The sequence below is a fragment of the Zoogloea sp. GW822-FHT05C07 genome (genome assembly GCF_058800215.1).
The window spans coordinates 4,303,333-4,327,491 of sequence record NZ_CM179510.1 but is presented as its reverse complement, the minus strand read 5'-3'; the positions used below and the strand labels follow the sequence as shown (position 1 = coordinate 4,327,491).

Annotated in this window: 26 protein-coding genes; 5 read left to right on the top strand and 21 right to left on the bottom strand. The window is 64.0% G+C overall.

Features of this window, described 5'->3' with window-relative positions:
- On the bottom strand, window positions 1-912 hold the full coding sequence (locus AC3QL2_RS19940; RefSeq protein ID WP_493232970.1) for a LysR family transcriptional regulator: 912 nt from the start codon (window positions 910-912) through the stop codon (window positions 1-3).
- Between the two features lie 107 nt (window positions 913-1,019).
- Between AC3QL2_RS19940 and AC3QL2_RS19935 the strand changes: the two genes are divergently transcribed.
- Window positions 1,020-1,784, top strand: a complete 765-nt coding sequence (locus AC3QL2_RS19935) for a sulfite exporter TauE/SafE family protein (RefSeq protein WP_493232971.1) — start codon at window positions 1,020-1,022, stop codon at window positions 1,782-1,784.
- Between the two features lie 86 nt (window positions 1,785-1,870).
- Here the strand turns inward: AC3QL2_RS19935 and orn are convergent, their stop codons facing one another.
- Complete coding sequence (gene orn / locus AC3QL2_RS19930) at window positions 1,871-2,416, bottom strand: oligoribonuclease (RefSeq protein WP_493232972.1); 546 nt, start codon at window positions 2,414-2,416, stop codon at window positions 1,871-1,873.
- 85 nt (window positions 2,417-2,501) lie between these two features.
- Between orn and AC3QL2_RS19925 the strand changes: the two genes are divergently transcribed.
- On the top strand, window positions 2,502-3,755 hold the full coding sequence (locus tag AC3QL2_RS19925; RefSeq protein ID WP_493232973.1) for a M48 family metallopeptidase: 1,254 nt from the start codon (window positions 2,502-2,504) through the stop codon (window positions 3,753-3,755).
- The gene (gene rsgA, locus AC3QL2_RS19920) at window positions 3,752-4,645 is read left to right on the top strand and encodes a ribosome small subunit-dependent GTPase A (protein WP_493232975.1); all 894 of its coding nucleotides are present in this window, start codon (window positions 3,752-3,754) and stop codon (window positions 4,643-4,645) included. The genes AC3QL2_RS19925 and rsgA overlap by 4 nt, the downstream gene beginning before the upstream one ends.
- Window positions 4,646-4,665: 20 nt before the next feature.
- On the opposite strand, the gene AC3QL2_RS19915 is transcribed toward rsgA, so the two are convergent.
- From AC3QL2_RS19915 to AC3QL2_RS19860, 12 genes are all read right to left on the bottom strand, one after another.
- Window positions 4,666-5,166 carry a glutathione peroxidase gene (locus tag AC3QL2_RS19915; RefSeq protein ID WP_493232976.1) on the bottom strand — a complete coding sequence of 167 codons (501 nt, stop codon included), beginning with the start codon at window positions 5,164-5,166 and terminating at the stop codon, window positions 4,666-4,668.
- The gene (gene iscX, locus AC3QL2_RS19910) at window positions 5,163-5,357 is read right to left on the bottom strand and encodes a Fe-S cluster assembly protein IscX (RefSeq protein ID WP_481122117.1); all 195 of its coding nucleotides are present in this window, start codon (window positions 5,355-5,357) and stop codon (window positions 5,163-5,165) included. Before iscX ends, AC3QL2_RS19915 begins: the two co-directional genes overlap by 4 nt.
- Window positions 5,357-5,698: an ISC system 2Fe-2S type ferredoxin gene (fdx, locus tag AC3QL2_RS19905; RefSeq protein ID WP_493232977.1), complete on the bottom strand. Its 342-nt coding sequence runs from the start codon at window positions 5,696-5,698 to the stop codon at window positions 5,357-5,359. Before fdx ends, iscX begins: the two co-directional genes overlap by 1 nt.
- A 23-nt stretch (window positions 5,699-5,721) precedes the next feature.
- Window positions 5,722-7,590 (bottom strand): Fe-S protein assembly chaperone HscA, encoded by a 1,869-nt coding sequence (gene hscA / locus AC3QL2_RS19900; protein WP_493232979.1) that lies wholly within the window; start codon window positions 7,588-7,590, stop codon window positions 5,722-5,724.
- Window positions 7,590-8,120 (bottom strand): Fe-S protein assembly co-chaperone HscB, encoded by a 531-nt coding sequence (gene hscB, locus AC3QL2_RS19895; protein ID WP_493232980.1) that lies wholly within the window; start codon window positions 8,118-8,120, stop codon window positions 7,590-7,592. The genes hscA and hscB overlap by 1 nt, the downstream gene beginning before the upstream one ends.
- 53 nt (window positions 8,121-8,173) lie before the next feature.
- Complete coding sequence (iscA, locus tag AC3QL2_RS19890) at window positions 8,174-8,497, bottom strand: iron-sulfur cluster assembly protein IscA (protein ID WP_481122114.1); 324 nt, start codon at window positions 8,495-8,497, stop codon at window positions 8,174-8,176.
- Between the two features lie 14 nt (window positions 8,498-8,511).
- A complete protein-coding gene (gene iscU / locus AC3QL2_RS19885) occupies window positions 8,512-8,895 on the bottom strand; it encodes a Fe-S cluster assembly scaffold IscU (RefSeq protein ID WP_079433533.1) in 384 nt (127 codons plus the stop codon).
- Window positions 8,896-8,908: 13 nt separating this feature from the next.
- The gene (locus tag AC3QL2_RS19880; RefSeq protein WP_493233148.1) at window positions 8,909-10,120 is read right to left on the bottom strand and encodes an IscS subfamily cysteine desulfurase; all 1,212 of its coding nucleotides are present in this window, start codon (window positions 10,118-10,120) and stop codon (window positions 8,909-8,911) included.
- Between the two features lie 43 nt (window positions 10,121-10,163).
- A complete protein-coding gene (locus tag AC3QL2_RS19875; RefSeq protein ID WP_493232981.1) occupies window positions 10,164-11,312 on the bottom strand; it encodes a cysteine desulfurase family protein in 1,149 nt (382 codons plus the stop codon).
- A 16-nt stretch (window positions 11,313-11,328) separates the two neighbouring features.
- Window positions 11,329-11,817, bottom strand: coding sequence for a Fe-S cluster assembly transcriptional regulator IscR (iscR, locus tag AC3QL2_RS19870; protein WP_493232982.1), 489 nt, complete (start codon window positions 11,815-11,817; stop codon window positions 11,329-11,331).
- A gap of 100 nt (window positions 11,818-11,917) precedes the next feature.
- Window positions 11,918-12,679, bottom strand: a complete 762-nt coding sequence (gene cysE / locus AC3QL2_RS19865) for a serine O-acetyltransferase (protein WP_493232983.1) — start codon at window positions 12,677-12,679, stop codon at window positions 11,918-11,920.
- Window positions 12,680-12,773: 94 nt separating this feature from the next.
- A complete protein-coding gene (locus tag AC3QL2_RS19860) occupies window positions 12,774-13,496 on the bottom strand; it encodes an RNA methyltransferase (protein WP_493232984.1) in 723 nt (240 codons plus the stop codon).
- Between the two features lie 78 nt (window positions 13,497-13,574).
- Between AC3QL2_RS19860 and AC3QL2_RS19855 the strand changes: the two genes are divergently transcribed.
- Both AC3QL2_RS19855 and AC3QL2_RS19850 read left to right on the top strand, forming a co-directional pair.
- Window positions 13,575-14,381 carry an inositol monophosphatase family protein gene (locus tag AC3QL2_RS19855; protein WP_079433539.1) on the top strand — a complete coding sequence of 269 codons (807 nt, stop codon included), beginning with the start codon at window positions 13,575-13,577 and terminating at the stop codon, window positions 14,379-14,381.
- Window positions 14,382-14,389: 8 nt separating this feature from the next.
- Window positions 14,390-15,007: an arylesterase gene (locus AC3QL2_RS19850; protein ID WP_493232985.1), complete on the top strand. Its 618-nt coding sequence runs from the start codon at window positions 14,390-14,392 to the stop codon at window positions 15,005-15,007.
- Here the strand turns inward: AC3QL2_RS19850 and AC3QL2_RS19845 are convergent.
- The 7 genes from AC3QL2_RS19845 to nusA form a co-directional block, all read right to left on the bottom strand.
- Complete coding sequence (locus AC3QL2_RS19845) at window positions 15,004-15,567, bottom strand: class I SAM-dependent methyltransferase (protein WP_493233149.1); 564 nt, start codon at window positions 15,565-15,567, stop codon at window positions 15,004-15,006. The two genes, AC3QL2_RS19850 and AC3QL2_RS19845, sit on opposite strands and share 4 nt — an antisense overlap.
- A 216-nt stretch (window positions 15,568-15,783) precedes the next feature.
- On the bottom strand, window positions 15,784-17,883 hold the full coding sequence (gene pnp, locus AC3QL2_RS19840; RefSeq protein ID WP_493232987.1) for a polyribonucleotide nucleotidyltransferase: 2,100 nt from the start codon (window positions 17,881-17,883) through the stop codon (window positions 15,784-15,786).
- A 197-nt stretch (window positions 17,884-18,080) separates the two neighbouring features.
- Window positions 18,081-18,350, bottom strand: a complete 270-nt coding sequence (gene rpsO, locus AC3QL2_RS19835) for a 30S ribosomal protein S15 (protein WP_493232988.1) — start codon at window positions 18,348-18,350, stop codon at window positions 18,081-18,083.
- A 74-nt stretch (window positions 18,351-18,424) separates the two neighbouring features.
- Window positions 18,425-19,342 (bottom strand): tRNA pseudouridine(55) synthase TruB, encoded by a 918-nt coding sequence (gene truB, locus AC3QL2_RS19830; protein WP_493232989.1) that lies wholly within the window; start codon window positions 19,340-19,342, stop codon window positions 18,425-18,427.
- A 49-nt stretch (window positions 19,343-19,391) separates the two neighbouring features.
- The gene (gene rbfA / locus AC3QL2_RS19825; protein WP_493232990.1) at window positions 19,392-19,808 is read right to left on the bottom strand and encodes a 30S ribosome-binding factor RbfA; all 417 of its coding nucleotides are present in this window, start codon (window positions 19,806-19,808) and stop codon (window positions 19,392-19,394) included.
- A gap of 3 nt (window positions 19,809-19,811) precedes the next feature.
- Window positions 19,812-22,661 carry a translation initiation factor IF-2 gene (gene infB, locus AC3QL2_RS19820; RefSeq protein WP_493232992.1) on the bottom strand — a complete coding sequence of 950 codons (2,850 nt, stop codon included), beginning with the start codon at window positions 22,659-22,661 and terminating at the stop codon, window positions 19,812-19,814.
- Window positions 22,662-22,680: 19 nt separating this feature from the next.
- The gene (nusA, locus tag AC3QL2_RS19815) at window positions 22,681-24,153 is read right to left on the bottom strand and encodes a transcription termination factor NusA (RefSeq protein ID WP_481122103.1); all 1,473 of its coding nucleotides are present in this window, start codon (window positions 24,151-24,153) and stop codon (window positions 22,681-22,683) included.
- Window positions 24,154-24,159: the final 6 nt, after the last annotated feature.

Here is a 24,159-nt window from a genome sequence, read left to right as displayed (position 1 = left end):
CTATTCCTGCGTGACCAGGGCCCGCTGCCAGCGCGCCTCGCACAGGGCCGCAAAGCGCCGGGCCAGCGGTGACGGTGCCTGCGGCAGCAGGATCGCCGCATCGGCGGTCGCATCACTGTCGTCAAGCGGCCGCACCCGCGCACCGGCCGGCACCAGGGTGGCCATGCACTCCGGGATCACCGCGATGCCGAAGCCGGCTGCCACCAGGCTCAGCATCGAAGTCTTGCGGGAAATGACATTGCCCATCCGCGGCACGAAGCCACGCTGCAGGCACAGGTCCGTCATCCGCCGAGCCAGCCCGCCCCGCTCCCGATGCACGGCCGACACGAAGGGCATCTCGGCCAGCTCGGCGAGCCGAAGGCTTGGCCGGTCGGCGAGAGGATGAGCGGCGGGAAGCGCGACGACCAGCCGCTCCCTCGCCAGCGGAATGAACTGCACGGCCGGATCCCGGCGCAGCACCGGCATCCGCGCCACGCCCAGGTCGGCACGGCCGGCGGCGATCTCCACCACCTGCACTTCCGACGAAACCCGGTCCAGATCCACCCGTGCCGCCGGCGCAGCCTCCGCAAAGGCCTGCAGGCTGGCCAGCAACGGGCCGCCGATGGGAATCGAGCTCGAATGCAACAGCCGCAACACGCCCGATTCCCCGCGGGCCAGGCAGCGCGCATCCTCCGCGGCTTCGTCGATGGCCTGGGCGACATCACCGATACGCTCGCGGAACAACGCGCCGGCCGGCGTGAGGCTCACGCCCCGCGCCTCGCGGACGAACAGCGGGAAACCCAGCTCCTCCTCCATCTGCGCAATCTGCCGGCTGAGCGCCGGTTGCGCGACGAAGAGCCCGGCGGCGGCCTGGGAGAGATTGCCGGTTTCGGCAACGGCCAGGAAGTAGCGGATCTGACGCAGGCTAAGCATTCCAGAAATTCATAGCTTGAGTAAAAAACTGATATTGGCGTTATACCTCGGTCAATTCCAGAATTCCATGCAAGTCGATTCCGTACACAACGATCATGGAAAACTGGATGCCCACCCTGCTCTTCAGCACCACCGATATTTCCGCCCTGGCGGCGGCCTTTGCGATTCTGGTCGTCGCCTACGCCATCTTCTCGCTGCTCGGCTTCGGCTCCGCGCTCATCGCCAGCACGCCGCTGGCCTGGGTGATGCCGGTCAGCCGCATCGTGCCCCTGCTGGCCCTGCTCGACGCGGCGGGCTCGCTGCAACGGGGCTACCAGGCCCGTCACCTCATCAACCGGAAGAGCTTGGGGCGCCTGGTGCCCGGCATGCTGGCGGGCCAGTTGGTGGGCGTGAGCATGCTGGCTCATCTGCCGCTGGGCATCCTGGCGATGCTGCTCGGCCTCTTCGTGGCCGGCTACGGCCTGCGGGAACTGCGCGGGCGTCGCGGATCGGCAGCGCCGGGGCAAGGCGCCGCCTGGTTGTACGGGGGATTCGGGGGGGTATTGGGCGGGCTGTTCGGCAGCGGCGGCTTCGTCTATGCCACTTACCTGCAGGCCCATCTGCCCGGACGGGAAGCCTATCGCGCCACCCAGGCGGTCATGATCGCCCTGTCCACCAGCTGGCGGATCGCCTTGTGCGTGGCCGCTGGCCTCATCGACGGCCGCCTGCTGCTCACCGCGCTGGTGCTGCTGCCGGCCGCTTACCTGGGCATGGCGCTGGGGCGGCATGTGGACAAGCGCTTGAGCGGAGCGGGCTTTGCCAGGCTGCTGAACCTGTTCCTGATCGCCTCCGGCCTGGCCTTGATCGGCAAGGGCGTGCAGCAGATTTCGTGAATCGAAACTCCCGCGGCCACCGCCGCGGGAATTCAGTCAGCCGTAGACCTTGCACATCAGCGGCGAGGCCACGCGGGACATCACACTTACACCTTCAGGAAGTTGTCCCGGTAGTAGCGCAGTTCGGCGATCGACTCGTGAATGTCGGCCAGGGCCTGATGGGCACCCTTCTTCTCAAGCCCCTTGTAGACATCCGGACGCCAGCGGCGGGCCAGCTCCTTGAGGGTGGACACGTCCAGGTTGCGGTAGTGGAACCAGTCTTCCAGCTTGGGCATGTAGCGGGCCATGAAGCGGCGGTCCTGCCCGATGGAGTTGCCGCACATCGGCGAGGTGCGCGACGGGATGTACTGCCTCATGAACTCCAGGTAGATCGCCTCGGCTTCCGCTTCGCCGACGGTGGAGGCCTTCACCCGGTCGATCAGGCCAGAGCGGCCGTGGGTGTTCTTGTTCCACTCATCCATGCCGTCGAGCACAGCGTCGGGCTGATGCACCGCAATGACCGGGCCTTCCGCCACAACTTCGAGATTGCCGTTGGTGACGACCATCGCCATTTCGATGATGCGATCGCTGTCGGGATTCAGGCCGGTCATTTCCATGTCCAGCCAGATGAGGTGATTCTGGTCCTGTGCCATAATCGGCTCGCTTTTCGGTAAAGGCGCGATTTTACGCGCTTGCCGCTTCCCGTCACGCCTTCCCGCGGTTTCCATTCCCTAGCCGATGACTTCCAGCAGCTTCACCGCCCTGTTCCTCTTTGCCCTTGGCGCCGGCCTGCTCACCCGCCTGTGGCTGGCCCGCCGGCAGATCAGCCATGTGGCTGGCCATCGGGCCGCCGTGCCGGCCGCCTTCGCGGCGAGCATCGCCCTCGACGCCCATCAAAAGGCGGCGGATTACACGGTCGCCCGGGTCAGGCTGGGAATCGTAGACCTGCTGATCTCCGCCGCCCTGCTGCTCGGCCTGACCGTCGGCGGCGGCCTGCAGGCGCTGTTCGCGCTGAGCGCCACGGTATTCACGCCCGGCACGCTGCAACACAGCGTGGCCTTCATCGCAGTGGTGGCATCCGTCTCCTGGCTGGTGGACCTGCCGCTCACCGTCTATCGCAGCTTCGGGCTCGAAGCCCGCTTCGGCTTCAACCGGCTGACCCCTGCGCTGTTCGTCGCTGACACGCTGAAGGGCATCGTGCTGTCCGCCGTCATCGGGCTGCCGCTGATCAGCTTCGTGCTGTGGCTGATGGCGGCCATGGGCCCGCTGTGGTGGCTGTATGTATGGGCCTTCTGGCTGGGCTTCAACCTGCTCGTGCTGCTGGTCTACCCGACCTTCATCGCCCCGCTGTTCAACAAGTTCCAGCCCCTCGAAGACGGCCCGCTCAAGGCCCGCATCGAAGGCCTGATGGAGCGCTGCGGCTTCCGTCTGTCCGGCCTGTTTGTGATGGACGGCTCCAAGCGCTCGGCCCACGGCAATGCCTACTTCACGGGTTTTGGCGCCGCCAAGCGCATCGTCTTCTTCGACACGCTGCTGGAAAAGCTCGCCCCCACCGAAGTGGAAGCGGTGCTGGCCCACGAGCTCGGCCACTATCACCACCACCATCTGTGGAAGCGCCTGGCCGTCATCGGAGCCGGCAGCCTGGTGTTCTTCGGGCTCCTCGGCCATCTCGCCGGCCAGGACTGGTTCTTCAACGGGCTGGGGATGCAGGAAAGCGGCACCGCCCCTACGCTGGTGCTGTTTGCGCTGGTGCTGCCGATCTTCACCTTCCCGCTGACCCCGCTGATGAGCATGTGGTCGCGGCGCCATGAATTCCAGGCCGACGCCTACGCTGCCAGCCAGGCGCCGGCCACCGAACTGGTCAGCGCGCTGGTCAAGCTGTACCGGGACAACGCCTCGACCCTGACGCCGGACCCGCTCTACTCCAGTGTCTACGATTCCCATCCGCCGGCAGCGATCCGCATCGCCCGCCTGCAGGGAGCCGAGCGATGAAGGCCGTCGGCACGCTGGTGGCCGCTTTCGGGCGGCAATACGAAGTCCGCTCCGAATCGGGCGAAATCCTGCTGTGCGTACCGCGGGGCAAGAAGAGCCTGTTCGCCTGCGGCGACCGGGTGCACTACGCATCGACCGGCCCCGGCCAGGGCGTCATCGAGAAGCTGGTCGAACGCAGCAGCCTGCTCTACCGCTCGGATGCCTGGCGCCAGAAGCTGATCGCCGCCAATGCGACCCAGGTCGCGCTGGTAGTGGCGACGGAACCCAGCTTCTCGGACGAGTTCCTGTCCCGCTGCATCTGTGCCGCAGAAAGCCAGCATCTGAAGGTGCTGATCGTACTGAACAAGACCGATCTGAGCGCCAACCTGGAGGCCGCCCGCGCCCAGCTGGCCCCCTTCGTCGCCCTGGGCTACCCGGTGCTGGAACTGTCCGCGCTGAGTGACGTGGAGTTGCTGCGCGCCCGCCTGATCGGCGAAACGAACCTGCTGGTGGGGCAATCCGGCATGGGCAAGTCCACGCTGACCAACGCCCTGATACCGGAAGCACGAGCCGAGACCCGCGAGATCTCCGAAGTGCTGGATACCGGCAAGCACACCACCACCTTCGCTCGCCTCTACGCGCTGCCGGAAGGCGGTGGCATCATCGACAGCCCGGGCATGCAGACTTTCGGCTTGGTGCATCTCAGCGCCGAAGAGCTCGAAGACAGTTTCCGCGAGTTTCGCCCCTACCGCGGCGAATGCCGCTTCCGCGACTGTCGCCACGACGCCGAGCCGGGCTGCGCACTACGCGAGGCCGCCGACAGCGGCAAGATCGATCCGCGCCGTCTGCGCCAGTTCCTGCAGTTCCGTACCGAATGCGAGCAGGGCCGGCGCATGGCCCAGGGGTGGTGAAATTCGGGGCTGGCCAGTGGCTAGCCCAGTAGCGCCTCGATGTCCGGCACCAGATCGGCAGGCGTCGTCGTTGGCGCATAGCGCCTGAACGGCACGCCGGTCTTGTCCACGAGAAACTTGGTGAAATTCCACTTGATCGGCTGGGTGCCGAGCACGCCGGGCAGCGCGGTGGTCAGAAAACGGAACAGCGGATGGGCGGCGTCGCCATTGACATCCACTTTTTCGCTCAAGGGAAAGCTCACGCCGTAGTTGCGCTCGCAGAACTGGGCAATCTCCGGCGCGTCGCCGGGCTCCTGGGCGCCAAACTGGTTGCACGGAAAACCGAGCACCACCAACCCACGCCCGGCATAGGTTTCGTGCAACTCCTGCAGGCCTGCGTATTGAGGCGTAAAGCCGCAGCGGCTGGCGGTGTTGACGATCAACACCACCTTGCCGGCGAAATCCGCCAGCGAAACCGGCGCCGCGCCGCCCAGGCTCAGGAACTCGAAGCCGTGGATGGTGGCCGGCGCCGCGGCAGTCACTCGGACTCCTCGATCCAGGCCTGCTGAATCGCCTCCAGCACGCGCTCGCCGCAGTGCTTGGGATCGTCATTGAACTCCGGCAAGGCCATGACCCAGCGCATCAGGTCCACGAAATTGATCCGCGTCGGATCAGTGTCGGGATGCGTATCGGCAAGCTGGATGGCGATTTCCTGCACATCGGTCCATTTCATCAGTGCTTGCCCTCCCGCGCCATGTTGATGGAGTACTTGGGAATTTCCACCGTCAACGGCGTTTCGCCGACGATGGCCTGGCAGGACAGGCGGGACGTGGGCTCCAAGCCCCAGGCCTTGTCCAGCAGATCCTCTTCCAGTTCCTCGGCCGCGTCCAGGCTGTTGAAGCCGTCGCGCACGACCACGTGGCAAGTTGTACAGGCGCAAGACTTCTCGCAGGCGTGTTCGATCTCGATGCCGTTGGCGAGCAGGCTGTCGCAGATGCTCTGGCCGGGTTCGGCCTCGATGACTGCCCCTTCCGGGCAGAGTTCCACATGGGGCAGCACAATCAATGTCGTCATGATTCTTTTCCGTCCGGATTCGTTCAGATCCGGATCTCGTCGATTTTGTGGCCCGCCAGCGCACCGCGGATGCTCTTGTCCATGCGGCGCGAGGCGAACTCGTTGGAAGCGCGGTTGAAAACCTCGAGCTGGATCTTGATGGCGCGTGCGTCCTGGCCTTCCGCTGCACTGCGCAGAGCCGCGATGGCAACGTCCAGCGCCGCCCGCTCCGCCTCGTTGAGCAATTCGCCATCGGCCTGCAGCGCCTTCTCGGTCGCCTCGATCACGCGCTCGGCTTCGACCTGCTGTTCCTTCAGCGCACGCACTTCCATGTCGTTCTGGGCGTGCTCAAAACCGGCCTTCAGCATCTCAGCGATCTCGTCGTCGGCCAGGCCGTAGGACGGTTTCACCTCGACGCGCGCCTCCACGCCGGTGGTCTGCTCCCGCGCCGACACCGACAGCAGGCCGTCGGCGTCGACCTGGAAGGTCACGCGGATGCGCGCCGCACCGGCCACCATCGGCGGAATGCCGCGCAGCTCGAAACGCGCCAGCGAGCGGCAATCGGACACCAGCTCGCGCTCGCCCTGCACCACGTGGAAGGCCATGGCGCTCTGCCCGTCCTTGAAGGTGGTGAAATCCTGCGCGCGGGCGGTGGGAATCGTCGAATTGCGCGGGATGATCTTCTCGACCAGACCGCCCATCGTCTCGATGCCGAGGGACAGGGGAATCACGTCGAGCAGCAGCCATTCGTCTTCCGTCGCCCGGTTGCCGGCCAGCACATTGGCCTGCATCGCGGCGCCGACGGCGACGACGGTATCCGGATCGAGGTTGGTCAGCGGGGTCTGGCCGAAGAGCTCGCCAACCGCCCGCTGCACGTGGGGCATGCGCGTCGCACCACCGACCATCACCACGCCCTTCACATCCTCAGGCGACAGGTTGGCGTCCCGCAGGGCCTTCTTGACCGGCTTGAGGGTCTTGCTGACCAGGTTGGCGGTGATCTCGGCGAAGACTTGGCGTTCGATGACCAGGTCCACTTCGTCACCGTTCTCGAGCGCGGTGCGGATCGGCACGGATTCGTCGAGGGTCAGACGCTCCTTGACCTCCCGCGCCTTCATCAGCAGGCGGCGGGAATCCCGGTCGGACGGCAGCGAGATGCCGGCGTTGTCGAGGATCCAGCAGAACAAACGATGATCGAAGTCGTCGCCGCCCAGAGCTGCGTCGCCGCTGGTCGCCACCACCTCGAAGACCCCACGCGACAGGCGCAGGATGGAAATATCGAAGGTACCGCCGCCGAGGTCATAGACCGCGTAGATGCCTTCGGACGCGTTCTCGAGACCGTAGGCGATCGCCGCCGCGGTCGGCTCGTTGAGCAGGCGCAGCACGTTGAGGCCGGCCACCCGCGCCGCGTCTTTGGTCGCCTGGCGCTGGGCATCGTCGAAATAGGCCGGCACCGTGATCACTGCGCCGGTCAGATCACCGCCGAGGCTGTGCTCGGCGCGCTGGCGCAGGTTTTTCAGGATTTCGGCGGAGACCTCGACCGGGCTCTTCACGCCCTGGACGGTGCGCAGGCGCACCATACCCTCGGCGTCCACGAAGTCGTAGGGCATCGTCTCCACGTGGGCGACGTCCTTCAGACCGCGGCCCATGAAGCGCTTCACGGAGACGATGGTGTTGCGCGGGTCGATCGCCTGGGCGGCCTGGGCCGAGCGGCCGATGTCCACCTGTCCGTCCGGCATGTAACGCACGACGGACGGCAACAGCATCTTGCCGTTCTCGTCCTGCAGACATTGGGGCACGCCATTGCGCACGGTGGCCACCAGCGAATTGGTCGTGCCCAGGTCGATGCCCACCGCCAGCCGGTGCTGGTGGGGCGCCGTGGACATGCCCGGTTCGGAAATTTGCAGCAGAGCCATCAGGATTCCAGCGCCGTCAAGGCGTCATTGATTTCATGTTGCAGCTTCTCGAGAAACTTGAGGCGGCGCACCGTATCGGCCGCGGCCTCCAGATCGCCGGCGGTGTCGAACTCGGCTTGCAGCTGTTCGACCAGCCCCTTGGTGTCACGCCGGATGCGCCGTGCGAGATCATCCAGCACATCCTCGTCGGCCGCCTCGCGGGCTTCTTCCAGCGCCTCGCGCCACTCCATCTGCTCCATCAGGAACTCGGCGGACATGGCGGTATTGGTCTCGAAGGCCGGATCGACGCCCTTCAGCTCAAGCAGGTACTGGCCGCGGGCGAGCGGGCTCTTGAGGGTCCGGAAGGCCTCGTTGGCCCGTGTCGCCCATTGCATGGACAGGCGCTTTTCAGCGTCCGACAGATGGGCGAAACGATCCGGATGCACCCGGCCCTGCATCTCGAGGTAAGCCTGCTCGAGACGATCCAGGTCAACGGCAAAGCGCGGCTCGAGGCCGAACAGCTCGAAGAAATCCTGCTTCATGTCGAGCATGTCAGCCCTCCCCCGCGCCTGGCGAGCAAAACGTTTCGTGAAACGGCGTCATCCTAGACCGAGAAGCTCTCGCCGCAGCCGCACTCACCCTTGACGTTCGGGTTGTTGAACTTGAAACCTTCGTTCAGGCCCTCGCGCACGAAGTCTAGCTCGGTGCCGTCCATGTAGGGCAGGCTCTTCGGATCGATCAGCACCTTCAGGCCATGGCTTTCGAAGACGACATCTTCCGGCAGCACCTCATCGGCGAATTCCAGCTTGTAGGCCATTCCGGAACACCCCGACGTGCGCACACCCAGGCGAATGCCGACGCCTTTGCCGCGCTTGGCGATGAAGTTGCCGATGTGATTTGCAGCCTTGTCGGAGAGGGTTACTGCCATGATCGCGTTTCCTTTCAGCCGTTGTGCTTTTTCTTGTAATCCTCGACCGCCGCCTTGATGGCGTCCTCGGCCAGGATCGAGCAGTGGATCTTCACCGGCGGCAGGGCCAGTTCCTCGGCGATGGCGGTGTTCTTGATTTCCAGCGCCTGATCGAGGGTCTTGCCCTTCACCCATTCGGTGACAAGGGAACTGGAAGCAATAGCCGAGCCACAACCATAGGTCTTGAACTTGGCGTCTTCGATCACGCCGTCCTTACCGACCTTGATCTGCAGTTTCATCACGTCGCCGCAGGCCGGAGCACCGACCATGCCGGTACCGACATCTTCGTCTTCCTTGCCGAACGCGCCGACGTTACGGGGGTTCTCGTAGTGATCCAGAACTTTTTCGCTGTATGCCATTTTCGCTCTCCTGTCAGTGCGCAGCCCACTGCACGGTATCCAGATCGATGCCTTCCTTGAACATGTCCCACAGGGGCGACAGTTCGCGGAGCTTCCCGATCTTGTGCTGCAGCAGATCAATTGTGTAGTCGATTTCCTCGACCGTCGTGAAGCGGCCGATGGTGAAACGGATGGAACTGTGGGCCAGTTCGTCGTTGCGGCCAAGGGCGCGCAACACGTAGGACGGCTCCAGGCTGGCCGACGTGCAGGCCGAACCGCTGGACACGGCGATGTCCTTGATCGCCATGATCAGCGACTCGCCTTCAACGTAGGCGAAGCTGATGTTCAGGTTGTGCGGCACGCGATGCGCCATGTCGCCGTTCACGAAAGTTTCCTCGATGGCGGACAGGCCTTCCAGCAGACGGTCGCGCAGCGCACCGATGCGCTTGTTCTCTTCCAGCATTTCCAGGCGGGCCAGGCGGAAGGCTTCGCCCATGCCGACGATCTGGTGCGTTGCCAGCGTGCCGGAGCGCAGGCCGCGCTCGTGGCCGCCGCCGTGCATCTGGGCTTCCAGGCGCACACGCGGCTTGCGGCGCACGTACAAGGCACCGACGCCCTTCGGACCGTAGGTCTTGTGGGCGCTGAAGGACATCAGGTCCACCTTCAGCTTGGACAGGTCGATGTCGACCTTGCCGGTGGCCTGGGCCGCATCCACGTGGAAGATGATGCCCTTGTCGCGGCAGATCTCGCCGATCTCGGCGATCGGCTGGACCACGCCGATTTCGTTATTGACGAACATCACCGACACGACGACGGTGTCCGGGCGGATCGCCGCCTTCAGGACTTCCAGGTCGATCAGGCCATTTTCCTGCACGTCGAGGTAAGTGGCCTCGAAGCCCTGACGTTCCAGTTCGCGCACGGTGTCGAGGACCGCCTTGTGCTCGGTCTTGACGGTGATGACGTGCTTGCCTTTGCCGGAGTAGAAGTGCGCGGCACCCTTGATCGCCAGGTTGTTGGACTCGGTGGCGCCGGAGGTCCAGATGATCTCCTTCGGATCGGCGTTCACCAACGCAGCAACCTCTTCACGGGCTTCTTCGACGGCCTTTTCTGCCGTCCAGCCGAAGGGATGGCTACGGGATGCGGGGTTGCCGAACAGCTCCGTGAGGTAGGGAATCATCTTCTCCGCCACGCGGGGATCCACCGGCGTCGTTGCCGAATAGTCGAGGTAGATCGGGAACTTGAGCATCTTCATCTTCTCCGTACTGCAAAAATTTAATCGTTCCAATCACTTAGACCGCCATGGCGGCAAGCGTTCGGAGGTTTTCGAGGTTCTCGTGAAGCGCCCCCAGAAAACCATCCACATCCTGTTCTGTACTGCCGTCGCCGAGGCTGACGCGTACCGCCGAGCGGGCCAGCCCTGCCTCGACGCCCATCGCCAGCAGCGTGTGCGAAGGCTCCGGATTGGCGCTGGAGCATGCCGAGCCGCTGGCTACCGCATACCCCGCCCGATCGAGCTTGCCGACCAGGGTCTCGCCATCCACACCGGCCATGGCGAAAAAGCTGGTGTTCGCCAGGCGTTCGGCCTCCGCCGAAAAAATCTTTGCCCCGACGGCAACCAGACCACGCTCCAGGCGTTGCTGCAGCCTAGCCAGGCGTTCCGTGCGGTCACGGCGCAGGGCGACGGCACGCTCACAGGCGACGCCGAAGCCCACGATGGCCATCACGTTCTCGGTGCCGGAACGCAGATTCCGTTCCTGGCCGCCGCCGGCAATCAGCGGGACCAGTTCGACCCGCTTGTCGACGATCAGCGCGCCTGCGCCGATCGGCCCGTAGATCTTGTGCGCCGACAGCGTAAGGCCATGCACGCCGAGCGCCCGGAAATCCACATCGATCTTGCCCAGCGCCTGTACCGCATCGCAGTGCATCCAGCCACCGCGGGCGCGGACTTGGGCCGCCAGCGCCGGCACGTCCTGGATCACGCCGGTCTCGTTGTTGGCCAGCATCACCGACACCAGCTTCGGTTTGTCGGCAAGCAGACGTTGGAAATCCGACATGTCGAGGCGCCCTGCCTCGTCCACGGCGATCTCTTCGCAACGCCAGCCCGCACGTTGCAGTTGCCGCGCCGGCTCCCTGACGCAGGGGTGCTCGATGGCGCTGATCGCCACCAATCCCGGCTTGAGGTTTGCCGCCGCGCCTTTGATGAAGAGGTTGTTGGCCTCAGAACCGCCGCTCGTGAAGAGCACCTCGGTCGGATGGGCATTGACAGCCGCTGCCACCTGGGCGCGGGCTTCGTCGATGGCCTTGCGTGCCGCGCGACCGTATTCGTGCCGGCTCGACCCGTTGCCGAAACGCTGGCCGAACCACAGCAACATCGCCTCCCTGACCAGCGGGTCGAGGGGCGTCGTTGCGTTGTGATCCAGGTATGCGGGGGCGAACACGGGCCGTCCTTGTTACTTACGCGGTGAGATGCATCTTGTCGGCAGACTTGCTGGCCGTCGGCGTGCGCTCATCGTGGAGCACAGCCACTTGGGCGCACTTCTGCCGCTGCTGCTCGACGAGGCTGGCCAGCGTCACCGAATGGAGGTACTCGTACATCCGGCGATTGAGGTTGGTCCACAGCTCGTGGGTCATGCAGCGCTGCTCGTCCTGGCAGTTTTCCTTGCCACCACAGGAGGTTGCATCGAGGGGCTCATCCACCGCCGCGATGATGTCCGCCACGGTGATGGAAGCCATGTCCCGCGCCAGCGCATAGCCGCCGCCGGGCCCGCGCACGCTGCTGACCAGCTCGAAACGGCGCAGCTTACCGAACAGTTGCTCGAGATAGGAAAGGGAGATCTTTTGACGATCGGCGATCCCGGCCAGCGTCACCGGGCCGTCCGCGCAACGCAGCGCGAGATCGATCATTGCCGTGACAGCAAAACGACCTTTGGTTGTGAGTCTCATATCGGCTCCCGGGGGCTGGTAAAAGAATAGTTGAATATTTCGGTCAACAATACCAAACCCGACAAATTCAATCAACTATTTTCCCGCCCGCATCAGGCAGTCAGTCGACCATCTTCCCCAGGCCCTTCGGATCGAAGGCGTCTTCCGCCTTTGCCGTGCCTTCCACGCAGATTCCCGCGTCGACGAGCTTCTCCACCAATACGCGGATGCGCCGATCCGTTTCGACCGCGTGATCGAGCAGGCCGTGCAGCGCCTTCGACACCGGGTCGTCCAGGTCGCGCGTCACGCCGTAGGCGGTAAAGCCCATCTGTTCGGCCTTTGCCTCGCGCTCGCGGTTCGCCTTATCACCGGCTTCGACGATGCGGGCCGGATTGCCGACCGCCGTCGCCCCCGCCGGAACAGGCTTGACGACGACCGCATTGGAGCCGACCTTGGCGCCGTCACCGACTTCGAAGCCACCCAGCACCTTGGCGCCGGCACCGATGACGACACCGCGACCCAGTGTCGGGTGCCGCTTGGCACCACGGTAAAGCGAGGTTCCACCCAGGGTGACCCCCTGGTAGATCGTACAGCCGTCGCCCACCACGGCGGTCTCGCCGATGACGACGCCCATGCCGTGGTCAATGAAGACCCGACGACCGATGGTAGCGCCCGGATGGATTTCCACGCCGGTCAGCATCCGGGCCACATGGCTGGTAAAGCGCCCGACCCAGTAAAAACCTCGCAGCCACGCCGCGTGGGCAAAACGATGCATCCACAAGGCGTGCATGCCGGGATAGCAGGTCAGCACTTCCCACTTGGAGCGTGCGGCTGGGTCGTGTTCGAGAACATTCGCCAGATCTTCACGCAGACGACGGAACATGAAAGGGAACCCCCTGGACTGAAGTGCACTGAAGCGGGCCCACCTGCAGGCCGAAAACCCGCGGCAGGCCCTGTTTATTTCCGACTATTTTAGTCTACTTCTTTTCGAAGGCGCTCAACATTCCGCGCAGAATATTGACTTCGTCCTTTTCGAGACGAATCCGCCCATACAGGCGACGCAGACGCGGCCACAAACGCTTCGAGCTTTCCGGGTTGAAGAAGCCGCTCGCGGTGATCGCCCGATCCAGATGGGCGTAAAAGCCCTCGATCTGCTCATGGGTCGCCGGTTCAAACTCCGTCGCCGGCGCGCGCCCCGGATCGATCGCCGCCATGCGCAGTTCGTAGCACAGCAACTGCACGGCCGCACCCAGGTTGAGGGAAGAATAAGTTTCGCTGACCGGAACCTTCACCGGCATGTGGCACAAGGCGACGTCCTCGTTGGACAGCCCCTTGGTCTCGTTGCCGAAGACCAGCGCCACGTCACCACTACCTGCCAGCTGGATCACGTCCGCCGCAGCCTCCCGCGCCCACTTCATCGGCACGGCAAGCTCACGCCGGCGCGCGGTGAGCGCCGCCGCGAAGACTGTGCCTTCCAGCGCCTCCGCCAGCGTCTCCACGACACGGGCGGATTCGAGGATGTCGTCGGCTCCCGCCGCACGGGCAGTGGCAACCGGATCAGGAAAAGACTGGGGGCTGACCAGCACCAGCTGCGACAGACCCATGGTTTTCATGGCCCGGGCGGCGGCACCGATATTGCCGGGGTGACTGGTGCGGGTGAGGACAACACGCACGCGCTCAAGCGCGCCATCGTTGTTCATATTAAAATAAGCGGTTTTCCGAATTAGAGTCGACCGGTGGGCATCCGATGCCCGTACCGGCAGAGCTCGCCAGACACCATGCATCCCACACTGAACATTGCCATCAAGGCCGCGCGCCGCGCAGCCACCGTCATCAACCGGGCGTCCCTCGATGTGGACCTGCTCCGTGTCGAGGTCAAGAGCCCCAACGATTTTGTGACGGAAGTGGATCGCGCCGCAGAAGAAGCCATCATCCAGGTTCTCCGCGAGGCCTATCCGAGCCACAGCATTCTAGCAGAAGAGTCCGGCGAGACCGGCCCGGAGGCGGAAACCGAGTACCAGTGGATCATCGACCCGCTCGATGGCACCACCAACTTCATCCACGGTTTCCCCCAGTACGCCATCTCCATCGCACTGGCCCGCAAGGGCGTTGTCGAACAGGCCGTCGTCTTCGACCCCAACCGCAACGAGCTGTTCACCGCCTCCAAGGGCGCTGGCGCCTTCCTCAACGACCGCCGCATCCGCGTTTCCAAGCGGGTCAAGCTACAGGATGCGCTGCTCGGCACCGGCTTCCCCTACCGCCAGTTCACGCACGCCGACACCTACCTGGCGATCTTCAAGGAACTCACGCAGAAGACCGCCGGCCTGCGCCGTCCGGGCGCCGCGGCCCTCGATCTGGCCTACGTTGCCGCCGGCCGCCTCGACGGCTTCTGGGAATTCGGCCTGTCGCCCTGGGACACCGCTGCCGGCAGCCTGCTGATCAGCGAAGCGGGTGGCCTGATCAGCGACCTGTCCGGCGAAGCCGACTACCTCAACACCGGCAACGTGGTCGCCGGCACGCCGAAGATCTTCCCAGCCCTGCTGCAGATCATCCAGGGCCACTGCGGCGACAAGCTCAGCGCCTGAGCCCTGCGATGAAGCTGGCGCCCCTTCTCCGCACGCTGTGTCTGGGCATGTTGCTGGCGTGCAGCCCAACATGGGCCGCCAGCAAGATCCTGGTGTGGGGCGACAGCCTTTCCGCAGGCTACGGCCTGCGTCCGCAGGAAGCTTGGCCAGTGCTGCTCGGGCAAAAGATCGGCACGGCCAAGCTGCCTTACGAAGTGGTAAATGGCAGCATCAGCGGCGAAACCACGGCGGGCGGCCTCAGCCGTTTGCCGGCAGCCCTGCAGGAGCACAAGCCTGCCATCGTGATCATCGAACTCGGTGCCAACGACGGGCTGCGTGGTCTGCCGATCAAGGCCATGAGCGCCAACCTGCAAAGCATGATCGACGCCAGCCGGCAGGCCGGCGCCAGGATCCTGCTGATCGGCATGCGCATGCCGCCCAACTACGGGCCGAGCTACACCAACGCTTTTGAAGGAGCATACCGGGACCTGGCCAAGGCCAACCGGGCCCGCCTTGTTCCCTTCCTGATGCAGGGCTTTGCCGACCGCCCGGACCGCTTCCAGCAAGACGGCATCCATCCGATTGCCGCCGCCCAGCCGCTGATCGTCGATACGGTCTGGCAGGAACTCCGCCCCCTACTCCATTAGGGTATCGCCACAACTGGCAAGCGCAGCGAAGGCGCATGCCCCTTCACCGCGCAAATCCGCTGGATGACCGCCGGTTTCGGCTCGCTCACCTCACCCTGCTCGTAAGCGAGAACGGTGCATGAGCCCGAAACGCGCTCGAAGAGTTCATGGGAGCGCAGCAGGAAATCCGGATTGCTCGGCTTGCCGAAGCGCTCGTTGCCGATCATGAAGGTCTCGTAGATCAGGACCCCGCCATGGGACAGCGCAGTCAGCAACAAAGGCAGGCGCGGGCGATAGAGATAATTGGTGACCACTATCGCATCGAACTGACGCCCCTCGTACGGCCAGGGCCCCTCCTCCAGATCAGCGTCCCGCGTGAGGACATGCGGCACCGCCGCCAGCAACTCCAGCGCCACCGCATCCCGATCCACCGCCTCGACCCGGAATCCCCGCCCGGCCAGCCAGCGCGCGTGACGGCCGCTGCCGCAGGCCAGATCGAGAACCTCGCCCCCCGCAGCAATCAAGGGCGCAAAACGCGTCACCCACGGCGACGGCGTCAATACAGACATCTGATGACGCATCATTTTCCAGACTCCACGCCGGCACGTACTCCGCAACCCGCGCTCACCTAACAGTTATCAAGCACCCAGGACGGCGCACTCCCGCCAGCACCAACCCCCTGCACCCGATTCTAAGCCGACGGCCGCCCTTGTCCGCAAGGCCATGCAACTTGCGCTACCCAAAATGAAGAAGGGCGCTTGCGCGCCCTTCTTCCCATCACAAGTCAGTCCGCGTTATTACTGCGGGGCCTGCTCGTTCAGGAGCGCCTTCATGGACAGACGCACGCGACCCTTTTCGTCGGTCTCGAGCACCTTCACGCGCACGACCTGGCCTTCCTTGAGGTAGTCGGACACGGCATTGACGCGCTCGTTGGCGATCTGGGAAACGTGCAGCAGACCGTCACGGCCCGGCAGGATGTTGATGATCGCGCCGAAGTCGAGGATACGGACCACCGGACCTTCGTAGACCTTGCCCACTTCGACTTCAGCGGTGATCTCTTCGATGCGCTTCTTGGCCTCCTGGGCGCCTTCGGCGCTGACGGAGGAGATCGTCACGTTGCCGTCGTCGGTGATCTCGATGATGGTACCGGTTTCTTCCTGCAGACCACGGATCACCGCGCCACCCTTGCCGATCACGTCACGGATCTTCTCGGGGTTGATCTTCAGCGTGATCATGCGCGGCGCGAAGGTGGACACCTCGCCACGAGCTTCACCCAGCGAGGTCTTCATCAGATCAAGGATGTGCATCCGGCCTTCCTTGGCCTGGGCCAGCGCGACCTGCATGATTTCCTTGGTGATGCCGAGGATCTTGATGTCCATCTGCAGCGCGGTCACGCCCTTCTCGGTACCCGCCACCTTGAAGTCCATGTCGCCAAGGTGATCTTCGTCACCCAGGATGTCGGTCAGCACAGCGAAACGGCCACCGTCCTTGATCAGGCCCATGGCGATGCCAGCCACCGGCGCGCTCAGCGGCACACCGGCGTCCATCATGGCCAGGGAGCCACCGCAAACGGACGCCATGGAGCTGGAGCCGTTGGATTCGGTGATCTCGGACACAACGCGAACGGTGTAGCTGAACTCTTCCTTGCCCGGCAGCACCGCAGCGAGGGCGCGCTTGGCCAGACGGCCGTGGCCGATCTCGCGACGCTTCGGAGAGCCGAAACGACCGCACTCACCGGTGGAGAACGGCGGGAAGTTGTAGTGCAGCATGAAGCGCTCGCGGTACTCGCCGGCCACCGCATCGATGATCTGCTCGTCGCGGCCGGTGCCGAGGGTGGTGACCACCAGCGCCTGGGTTTCCCCACGGGTGAACAGCGCGGAGCCGTGGGTACGCGGCAGCACGCCGACGCGGATGTCGATCGGGCGCACAGTACGGGTGTCGCGGCCGTCGATACGCGGCTCGCCACTGAGGATGCGGCCACGCACGACCTTGGCTTCCAGGTCGAAGATGATGTTATTGACGGTGTTCGCGTCGAACTCCACGCCTTCGGCGGTCAGCGCGGCATGCACTTCGGTACCAATGGCGGACAGCTGCGCGGAACGGGCCTGCTTCGCGGTGATGCGGAAGGCTTCCTCGATCTTGGCACCGGCGATTTCGGTCACGCGGGCGATCAGCGCCTCGTTCTTGGCGGGAGCCTGCCAGTCCCACTCGGGCTTGCCGGCCACATCGACCAGTTCGTTGATCGCATTGATGGCGGCCTGCATCTGGGTGTGGCCGAACACCACGCCACCCAGCATCACATCTTCCGGCAGCTCCAGGGCTTCGGACTCAACCATCAGCACGGCGCTCTCGGTACCGGCCACAACCAGGTTCATCTGGCTGGTTTGCAGTTGGGAAGCGGTCGGGTTGAGGATGTATTCACCGTTCAGGTAGCCAACGCGACAGGCGCCAATCGGGCCCGCAAACGGGATGCCGGCAATCGCTAGCGCAGCGGAAGCGGCGATCATCGCCGGGATGTCCGCATCCACTTCGGGGTTCAGGGACACGACCTGGGCGATGACCTGCACTTCGTTATAGAAGCCGTCCGGGAAGAGCGGACGGATCGGACGATCGATCAGGCGGGAGGTCAGCGTCTCCTTCTCGGTCGGACGGCCTTCGCGCTTGAAGAAACCGCCGGGGATACGGCCCGCGGAGTAGAACTTCTCGACGTAGTCGACGGTGAGGGGGAAGAAATCCTGGCCCGGCTTGGCGTTCTTGGCTGCCACAACGGTCGCCAGCACAACGGTGTCGTCCATATTGACGAGCACCGCACCGTGGGCCTGACGGGCGATCTCGCCGGTCTCCAGGATCACGGTATGGGAGCCGTAGGTGAAACTCTTCTTGATTGCGGTAGGCAAAGGATGTCCTTTCATTCAATCGGCTGGCGGCAAACAACAACCGCACGCGTCGCCGAGGTCAAGCGCCGTTCTCTCTGGCGCACAGATGTGACAAAGCCGGCGAAGCCACTCGGACTTACACCGGCCGTGCCCATGATCAAACCTGCGCAAAATGCGCAAGGAATGTCACGTTCAGTAACGAAGCTACGTCTATCCGCTTACTTGCGCAGACCAAGGCGGGCGATCAGCTCACGATAGCCGTCGACGTTCTTGCGCTTCAGGTAGTCGAGGAGCTTGCGACGCTGGCTCACCATCATCAGCAGGCCGCGGCGGGAGTGGTGGTCCTTGACGTTAACCTTGAAGTGGCCGGTCAGATCGTTGATGCGGGCGGTAAGCAGAGCGACTTGCACTTCCGGAGAACCGGTGTCGCCCTTGGCGCGCGCGTAGTCGCCAACGATTTGCGCTTTTTGTTCAGTGGAGATTGCCATTGTTTAACTCGGTTAGTTTTAGCCTTGCGAAGCGCGCGATTATATCGAACGCCAGCGGGATTACTCAAGAAATTTCATTGGGTGCCTGTTGACATCAGACGGGTTGGCACCAACACACCGCCTTCGGTGAGCGTTCCCACACCGAGAAAACGCTCGTCATGATAAACACGCAACAACACGCCCGCCACGCCCTCTTCCACCGTGACCGACTGGCCATGAGTGAAGCTGCGCATGCGGACCTCGTCCAGGAGCTGGACGGCCAAGTGCGACAACAGAGCGTCGACCGGCGCCAGGCGAGCATCCCGCTCTTCCAGCGGGAGCGCCTCGAAATCGGCCAGCGACGTCGTCACATCCAGCGCAAAGGGGCCGATATGCGTGCGGCGCAGCGCCGTAAGATGCGCGCCACAGCCCAGCATGGCGCCGAGATCGGATGCCAGCGTACGCACGTAGGTTCCCTTGCTGCAGGCCACCCGGACATGCAGGCTGTCGCCTTCACGCCCCAGGCACTCGAAGCGATGGATCGCCACACGGCGCGGTTCGCGCGGGATCTCGATGCCGGCCCGTGCATATTCGTACAAGGCCTTGCCATGGTGCTTGAGTGCCGAGTACATCGGCGGCACCTGCTCGATCTCGCCACGCAGACGCGCCATGGCCGCTTCGATCTCGGCGTCGGACACCTGCACTTCCGCACGGGCGAGCACCTCGCCCTCCGCGTCGGCCGTCGTAGTAGTGACACCGAGCAGCACTGTCGCGTCGTAGCCCTTGTCGGCGTCGAGCAGGGTCTGGGAAAACTTCGTCGCCTCGCCGAAGGTCAGCGGCAACAGGCCGCTCGCCATCGGGTCGAGCGTACCCGTATGGCCAGCCTTGGCGGCATTCAGCAGACGCCGTGCCTTCTGCAGCGCATGGTTGGACGTCAGGCCGACCGGCTTGTCGAGAAACAGCACGCCATCGACGACACGCCGCTGGATGCGGCGCTGGGGAGCTTTAGTCAAACAGGAAATTCCAGAAAAAGCGGCAGCGCGGTCAGCGCTGCCGGCAGTATCAGGCCGCAGTGTCGGGCTTGTCGCCCTCTTCCGGCTCGTCACCTTCATCGGCGGCGAACTGGCGATCGGTCTCGACAGCCTTGTCGATCAAGGCCGAAATCCGGTTGCCGGTTTCGACGGAAGGATCGTAATGGAAGTGCAGCTCGGGCAGCGTATGGATACGCACCCGGCGCCCCAGCTCGCGCCGCAGGAAGCTACTGGCACGACGCAGCCCCTTCAGGATTTCTTCGAGCCCTTCCTGCCCCTTCATCGAGGTGAAGAACACCTTGGCGTGAGCATAGTCGGGGGTGATCTCCACGTCGGTCAGCGTAATGAAACCGACGCGGGGATCTTTCACTTCCAGGCGGATCAGCTCGGCCAGTTCGCGGCGGATCTGCTCCGCCACGCGCTGACCACGGGAAAACTCCTTCGGCATGGCTTACAGCGTCCGGGCGATTTCCTGGATCTCGAAGATCTCGAGCTGGTCGCCTTCCTGAAGATCGTTGAAATTGCGCACCTGCAGGCCGCACTCGTAGCCGAACTTGACTTCCTTGACGTCGTCCTTGAAGCGCTTGAGCGATTCGAGTTCGCCGCTGTGGATGACCACGTGGTTGCGCAGCACACGGACCAGCGAGTTGCGCTTGACCAGGCCTTCCAGCACATAACAACCGGCGATGGTGCCAACCTTGGAGATCGTGAAGACCTGACGGACCTCGACCATACCCAGGACCTGCTCGCGCTTTTCGGGGGCCAGCATGCCGGACAGCGCGCTCTTAACCTCATCGACGGCATCGTAGATGATGTTGTAGTAGCGCAGATCCACTCCGAAGGTCTCGGCCAGCTTGCGGGCGTTAGCATCGGCACGGATGTTGAAGCCGATGATGACCGCACCGGAAGCCTGAGCCAGGTTGACGTCGGATTCGCTGATCGCACCGACACCACCGTGGATGACCTGCACGCGAACCTCGTCGGTGGACAGCTTGACCAGCGAGTGGGCCAGCGCTTCCTGGGAGCCTTGCACGTCGGCCTTGATGATCAGCGGCAGGGTCTTCACCTCGCCCTCGCCCATCTGTTCGAACATGCTCTCCAGCTTGGCGGCCTGCTGCTTGGCCAGCTTCACGTCACGGAACTTGCCTTGACGGAACAGGGCGATTTCACGCGCCTTGCGTTCGTCGGCCAGTGCCACGACCTCGTCACCAGCGCCCGGAACCTCGGACAAGCCGAGAATCTCGACCGGAATGGACGGGCCGGCTTCTTCGATGGCCTTGCCGTTTTCGTCGAGCATGGCGCGGACGCGACCGAAGGTAGCGCCAGCCAGCAGCACGTCACCACGACGCAGGGTGCCGGACTGGACCAGCAGCGTGGCCACCGGGCCACGGCCCTTGTCGAGACGAGCTTCGATGATCAGGCCCTTGGCCATGGACTCCTGCGGAGCCGTAAGCTCGAGCACTTCGGCCTGCAGCAGGATGGCTTCGAGAAGGTCGTCGATGCCATGGCCGGTCTTGGCCGAGACTTCGACGAACATGGTGTCGCCGCCATAGGCTTCCGGAACCACGCCTTCAGCGATCAACTCCTGGCGCACGCGCTCGGGGTTGGCGCCCGGCTTGTCGATCTTGTTGACCGCCACGATCAGGGGCACTTCCGCCGCCTTCGCGTGGTGGATGGCTTCCTTGGTCTGCGGCATCACGCCGTCGTCCGCCGCCACCACCAGCACCACCAAGTCGGTGGCCTTGGCACCACGGGCACGCATTGCCGTAAAGGCCTCGTGACCCGGGGTATCCAGGAAGGTCACCATGCCACGCTCGGTCTCCACGTGGTAGGCGCCGATGTGCTGGGTAATGCCGCCCGCTTCGCCAGCGGCCACCTTGGCGCGACGAATGTAGTCGAGCAGCGAGGTCTTGCCGTGGTCGACGTGGCCCATCACGGTCACCACCGGAGCGCGGGGCTCCAGCGCAAAGTCCTTGTGCTCGGCGTTTTCCTCGAGGAAGGCGTCCGGATCGTCCAGCTTGGCCGCCATCGCCTTGTGGCCCATTTCCTCGACGATGATCATCGCCGTGTCCTGGTCCAGCACCTGGTTGATGGTAACCATAGTGCCCATCTTCATCAGGGCCTTGATGACTTCGGTGGCCTTGATCGCCATCTTGTGGGCGAGGTCGGCAACGGAGATGGTCTCCGGCACGTGCACTTCGCGCACGATGGGCTCGGTCGGCGCAACGAAACTCTGGGTATCCTGCTGACGGCCGCCATTGCGACCGCCGCTGCGACCACCGCCACGCCAGCCACCGGCACCACCCGTCGTATCGCCACGGGTCTTGATACCTGCGCCACGACGCTTGGAGTCGCTTGCAGCCTCCTTGGCGACCACTTTCTTGCCGTCCTTGCTGCGCGGCGCACCCTTGTCGTCCGCCTTGGCCGGCTTGTGCAGCGTGCCGGACTTGGTTACGGCTTCACCTTCAGCCTTGGCCTTCTCGGCTGCAGCCTGACGCTGCTTCTCTTCTTCGGCCCGCTGCAGCATCGCAGCGCGAGCGCGCGCTTCGCGCTCCTGCTTTTCCTTCAGATCGGCCGCCTGACGGGCTGCCAGTTCAGCGCTACGCTGCGCTTCGCGCTCGCGGGACGCCTTCTCTTCGGCAGACAGGATCGAGCCGACCACGACACGGCGCACCGGACGCTGCTGCGGCGGCGCAACCTCCTTCGCAGGCGCAGCAGCAACAGGTTCGGGGGCGGCCGGTTCGGGCGTCGGCACGACGGCCTCGACCACGGGAGCGGGGGCCACCACCTCGACGACGGGCTCGGGCACGGGGACCGGCTCGGGTTCAGGTTCCGGCTCCGGAGCCACCTCAACGACAGGCTCGGGAGCAGGAGCGGCCACGACATCTACCTCTACCTCCACCGATGCCGGCTCCGTCACCATCTCAAGCTCAGGGACGACAATATCCGCCTCAGCCGACTCTGCCATGGCTGCAGCCGCCGCAGTCTCAGGCACCAACGTCTCGTCGCGCTTAACGAAGACGCGCTTCTTGCGTACTTCGACCTGCACGGTGCGCGCACGCCCCGTGGAGTCGGTCGCCTTGATCTCGCTGGTCTGCTTGCGGGTCAGGGTGATCTTCGCCTTGGACGCGGAGTCGCCGTGGGCCCGGCGGAGAAAGTCGAGAAGACGATTCTTGTCCTGCTCGGAGAGCAGATCGGTTTCCTTCGCCTTGTCTACGCCAGCCTTCTGCAACTGCTCGAGCAACACGGAGGCCGGCATCTTAAGTTCGCCGGCAAATTGTGTAACGGTTGTCTGTCCCATCTTGATGAACCTCCGGGTATTACTCGAACCAGTGCGCGCGCGCCTTGGTAATCAGATTCTTCGCCCGCTCTTCGTCCAGCCCCGACATTTCCATCAGTTCATCCACTGCCAGATCGGCCAACTCATCACGGGTATGCACACCGCCCTGGGCCAGCTTGGCAGCCAGGGGTTTATCCATCCCCTCCAGCCCCAGCATGTCCTCAGCGACGGACTCCAACTGCTCTTCGGTCACGATGGCCTCGGTCAGGAGCACGTTACGCGCACGATTGCGCAGCTCATTGACCGTGTCTTCGTCGAACGATTCGATTTCCAGCATCTCGGCCAGCGGCACGTAAGCAATTTCCTCGAGGGACGAGAAACCCTCGTCGATCAGGATGTCGGCCACCTCTTCGTCCACATCCAGCTTGGAAATGAACAACTGGCGAACCGTGCTGTGCTCGGCCTCGGACTTCCGCTCGGATTCGGCTTCGGTCATCAGATTGATGGTCCAGCCGGTCAGCTCGGAAGCCAGCTTCACGTTCTGGCCATTGCGCCCGATGGCGATCGCCAGGTTGTTTTCATCGACGACCACATCCATCGCATGAGCTTCCTCGTCCACGACGATGGAAGACACTTCCGCGGGCTGTAGTGCGCCGATCACGAACTGGGCAGCCTCCGGCGACCACAGCACGATATCGATATTTTCTCCGCCGATCTCGTTACGGACCGCCGTCACGCGCGAACCGCGCAGACCGACACAGGTGCCGATCGGATCGATGCGGGGATCGTTGGACTTTACGCCAATCTTGGCGCGCAGGCCGGGGTCACGGGCACAAGCCTTGATCTCGAGCAAACCGTCGTCAATCTCCGGTACTTCGAGTTCGAACAAGCGAATCACGAACTCGGGTGCCGTGCGCGACAGAATCAGTTGCGGGCCGCGGGCGCCGCGATCGATGCGCAGCAGATAAGCCTTGACCCGGTCGCCGACGCGCAGGTTTTCCTTCGGGATCATCTGGTCGCGGGGCAGCACAGCCTCCAGACGACCGACCTCGATGATCGCATTGCCACGTTCCATGCGCTTGATGGCACCGGAGATGATGAATTCCTTGCGCTCGAGGAAGTCGCTGAGGATCTGCTCGCGCTCGGCGTCGCGTACCTTCTGCAGGATGACCTGCTTGGCAGCCTGCGCACCGATACGGCCGAAGTCGATGGGCTCCAGCGCTTCTTCCACAAAATCGCCAACCTGGATGTCCGGGTATTCTTCACGGGCGTCGATCAGCCCCATCTGGGCTTCGTCATTGTCCACTTCTTCGTCGGGCAACACCTGCCAACGACGGAAAGACTCGTAATCGCCGGTTTCCCGGTCGATGGACACACGCACGTCGGCTTCGTCGTGAATACGCTTTTTGGTCGCCTGAGCGAGCGCGGACTCCAACGCAGAGAAAACGATTTCCTTCGAAACGTTCTTCTCGCGGGCCAGCGCATCAACCAACAGCAAAATTTCGCGGCTCATACCTGC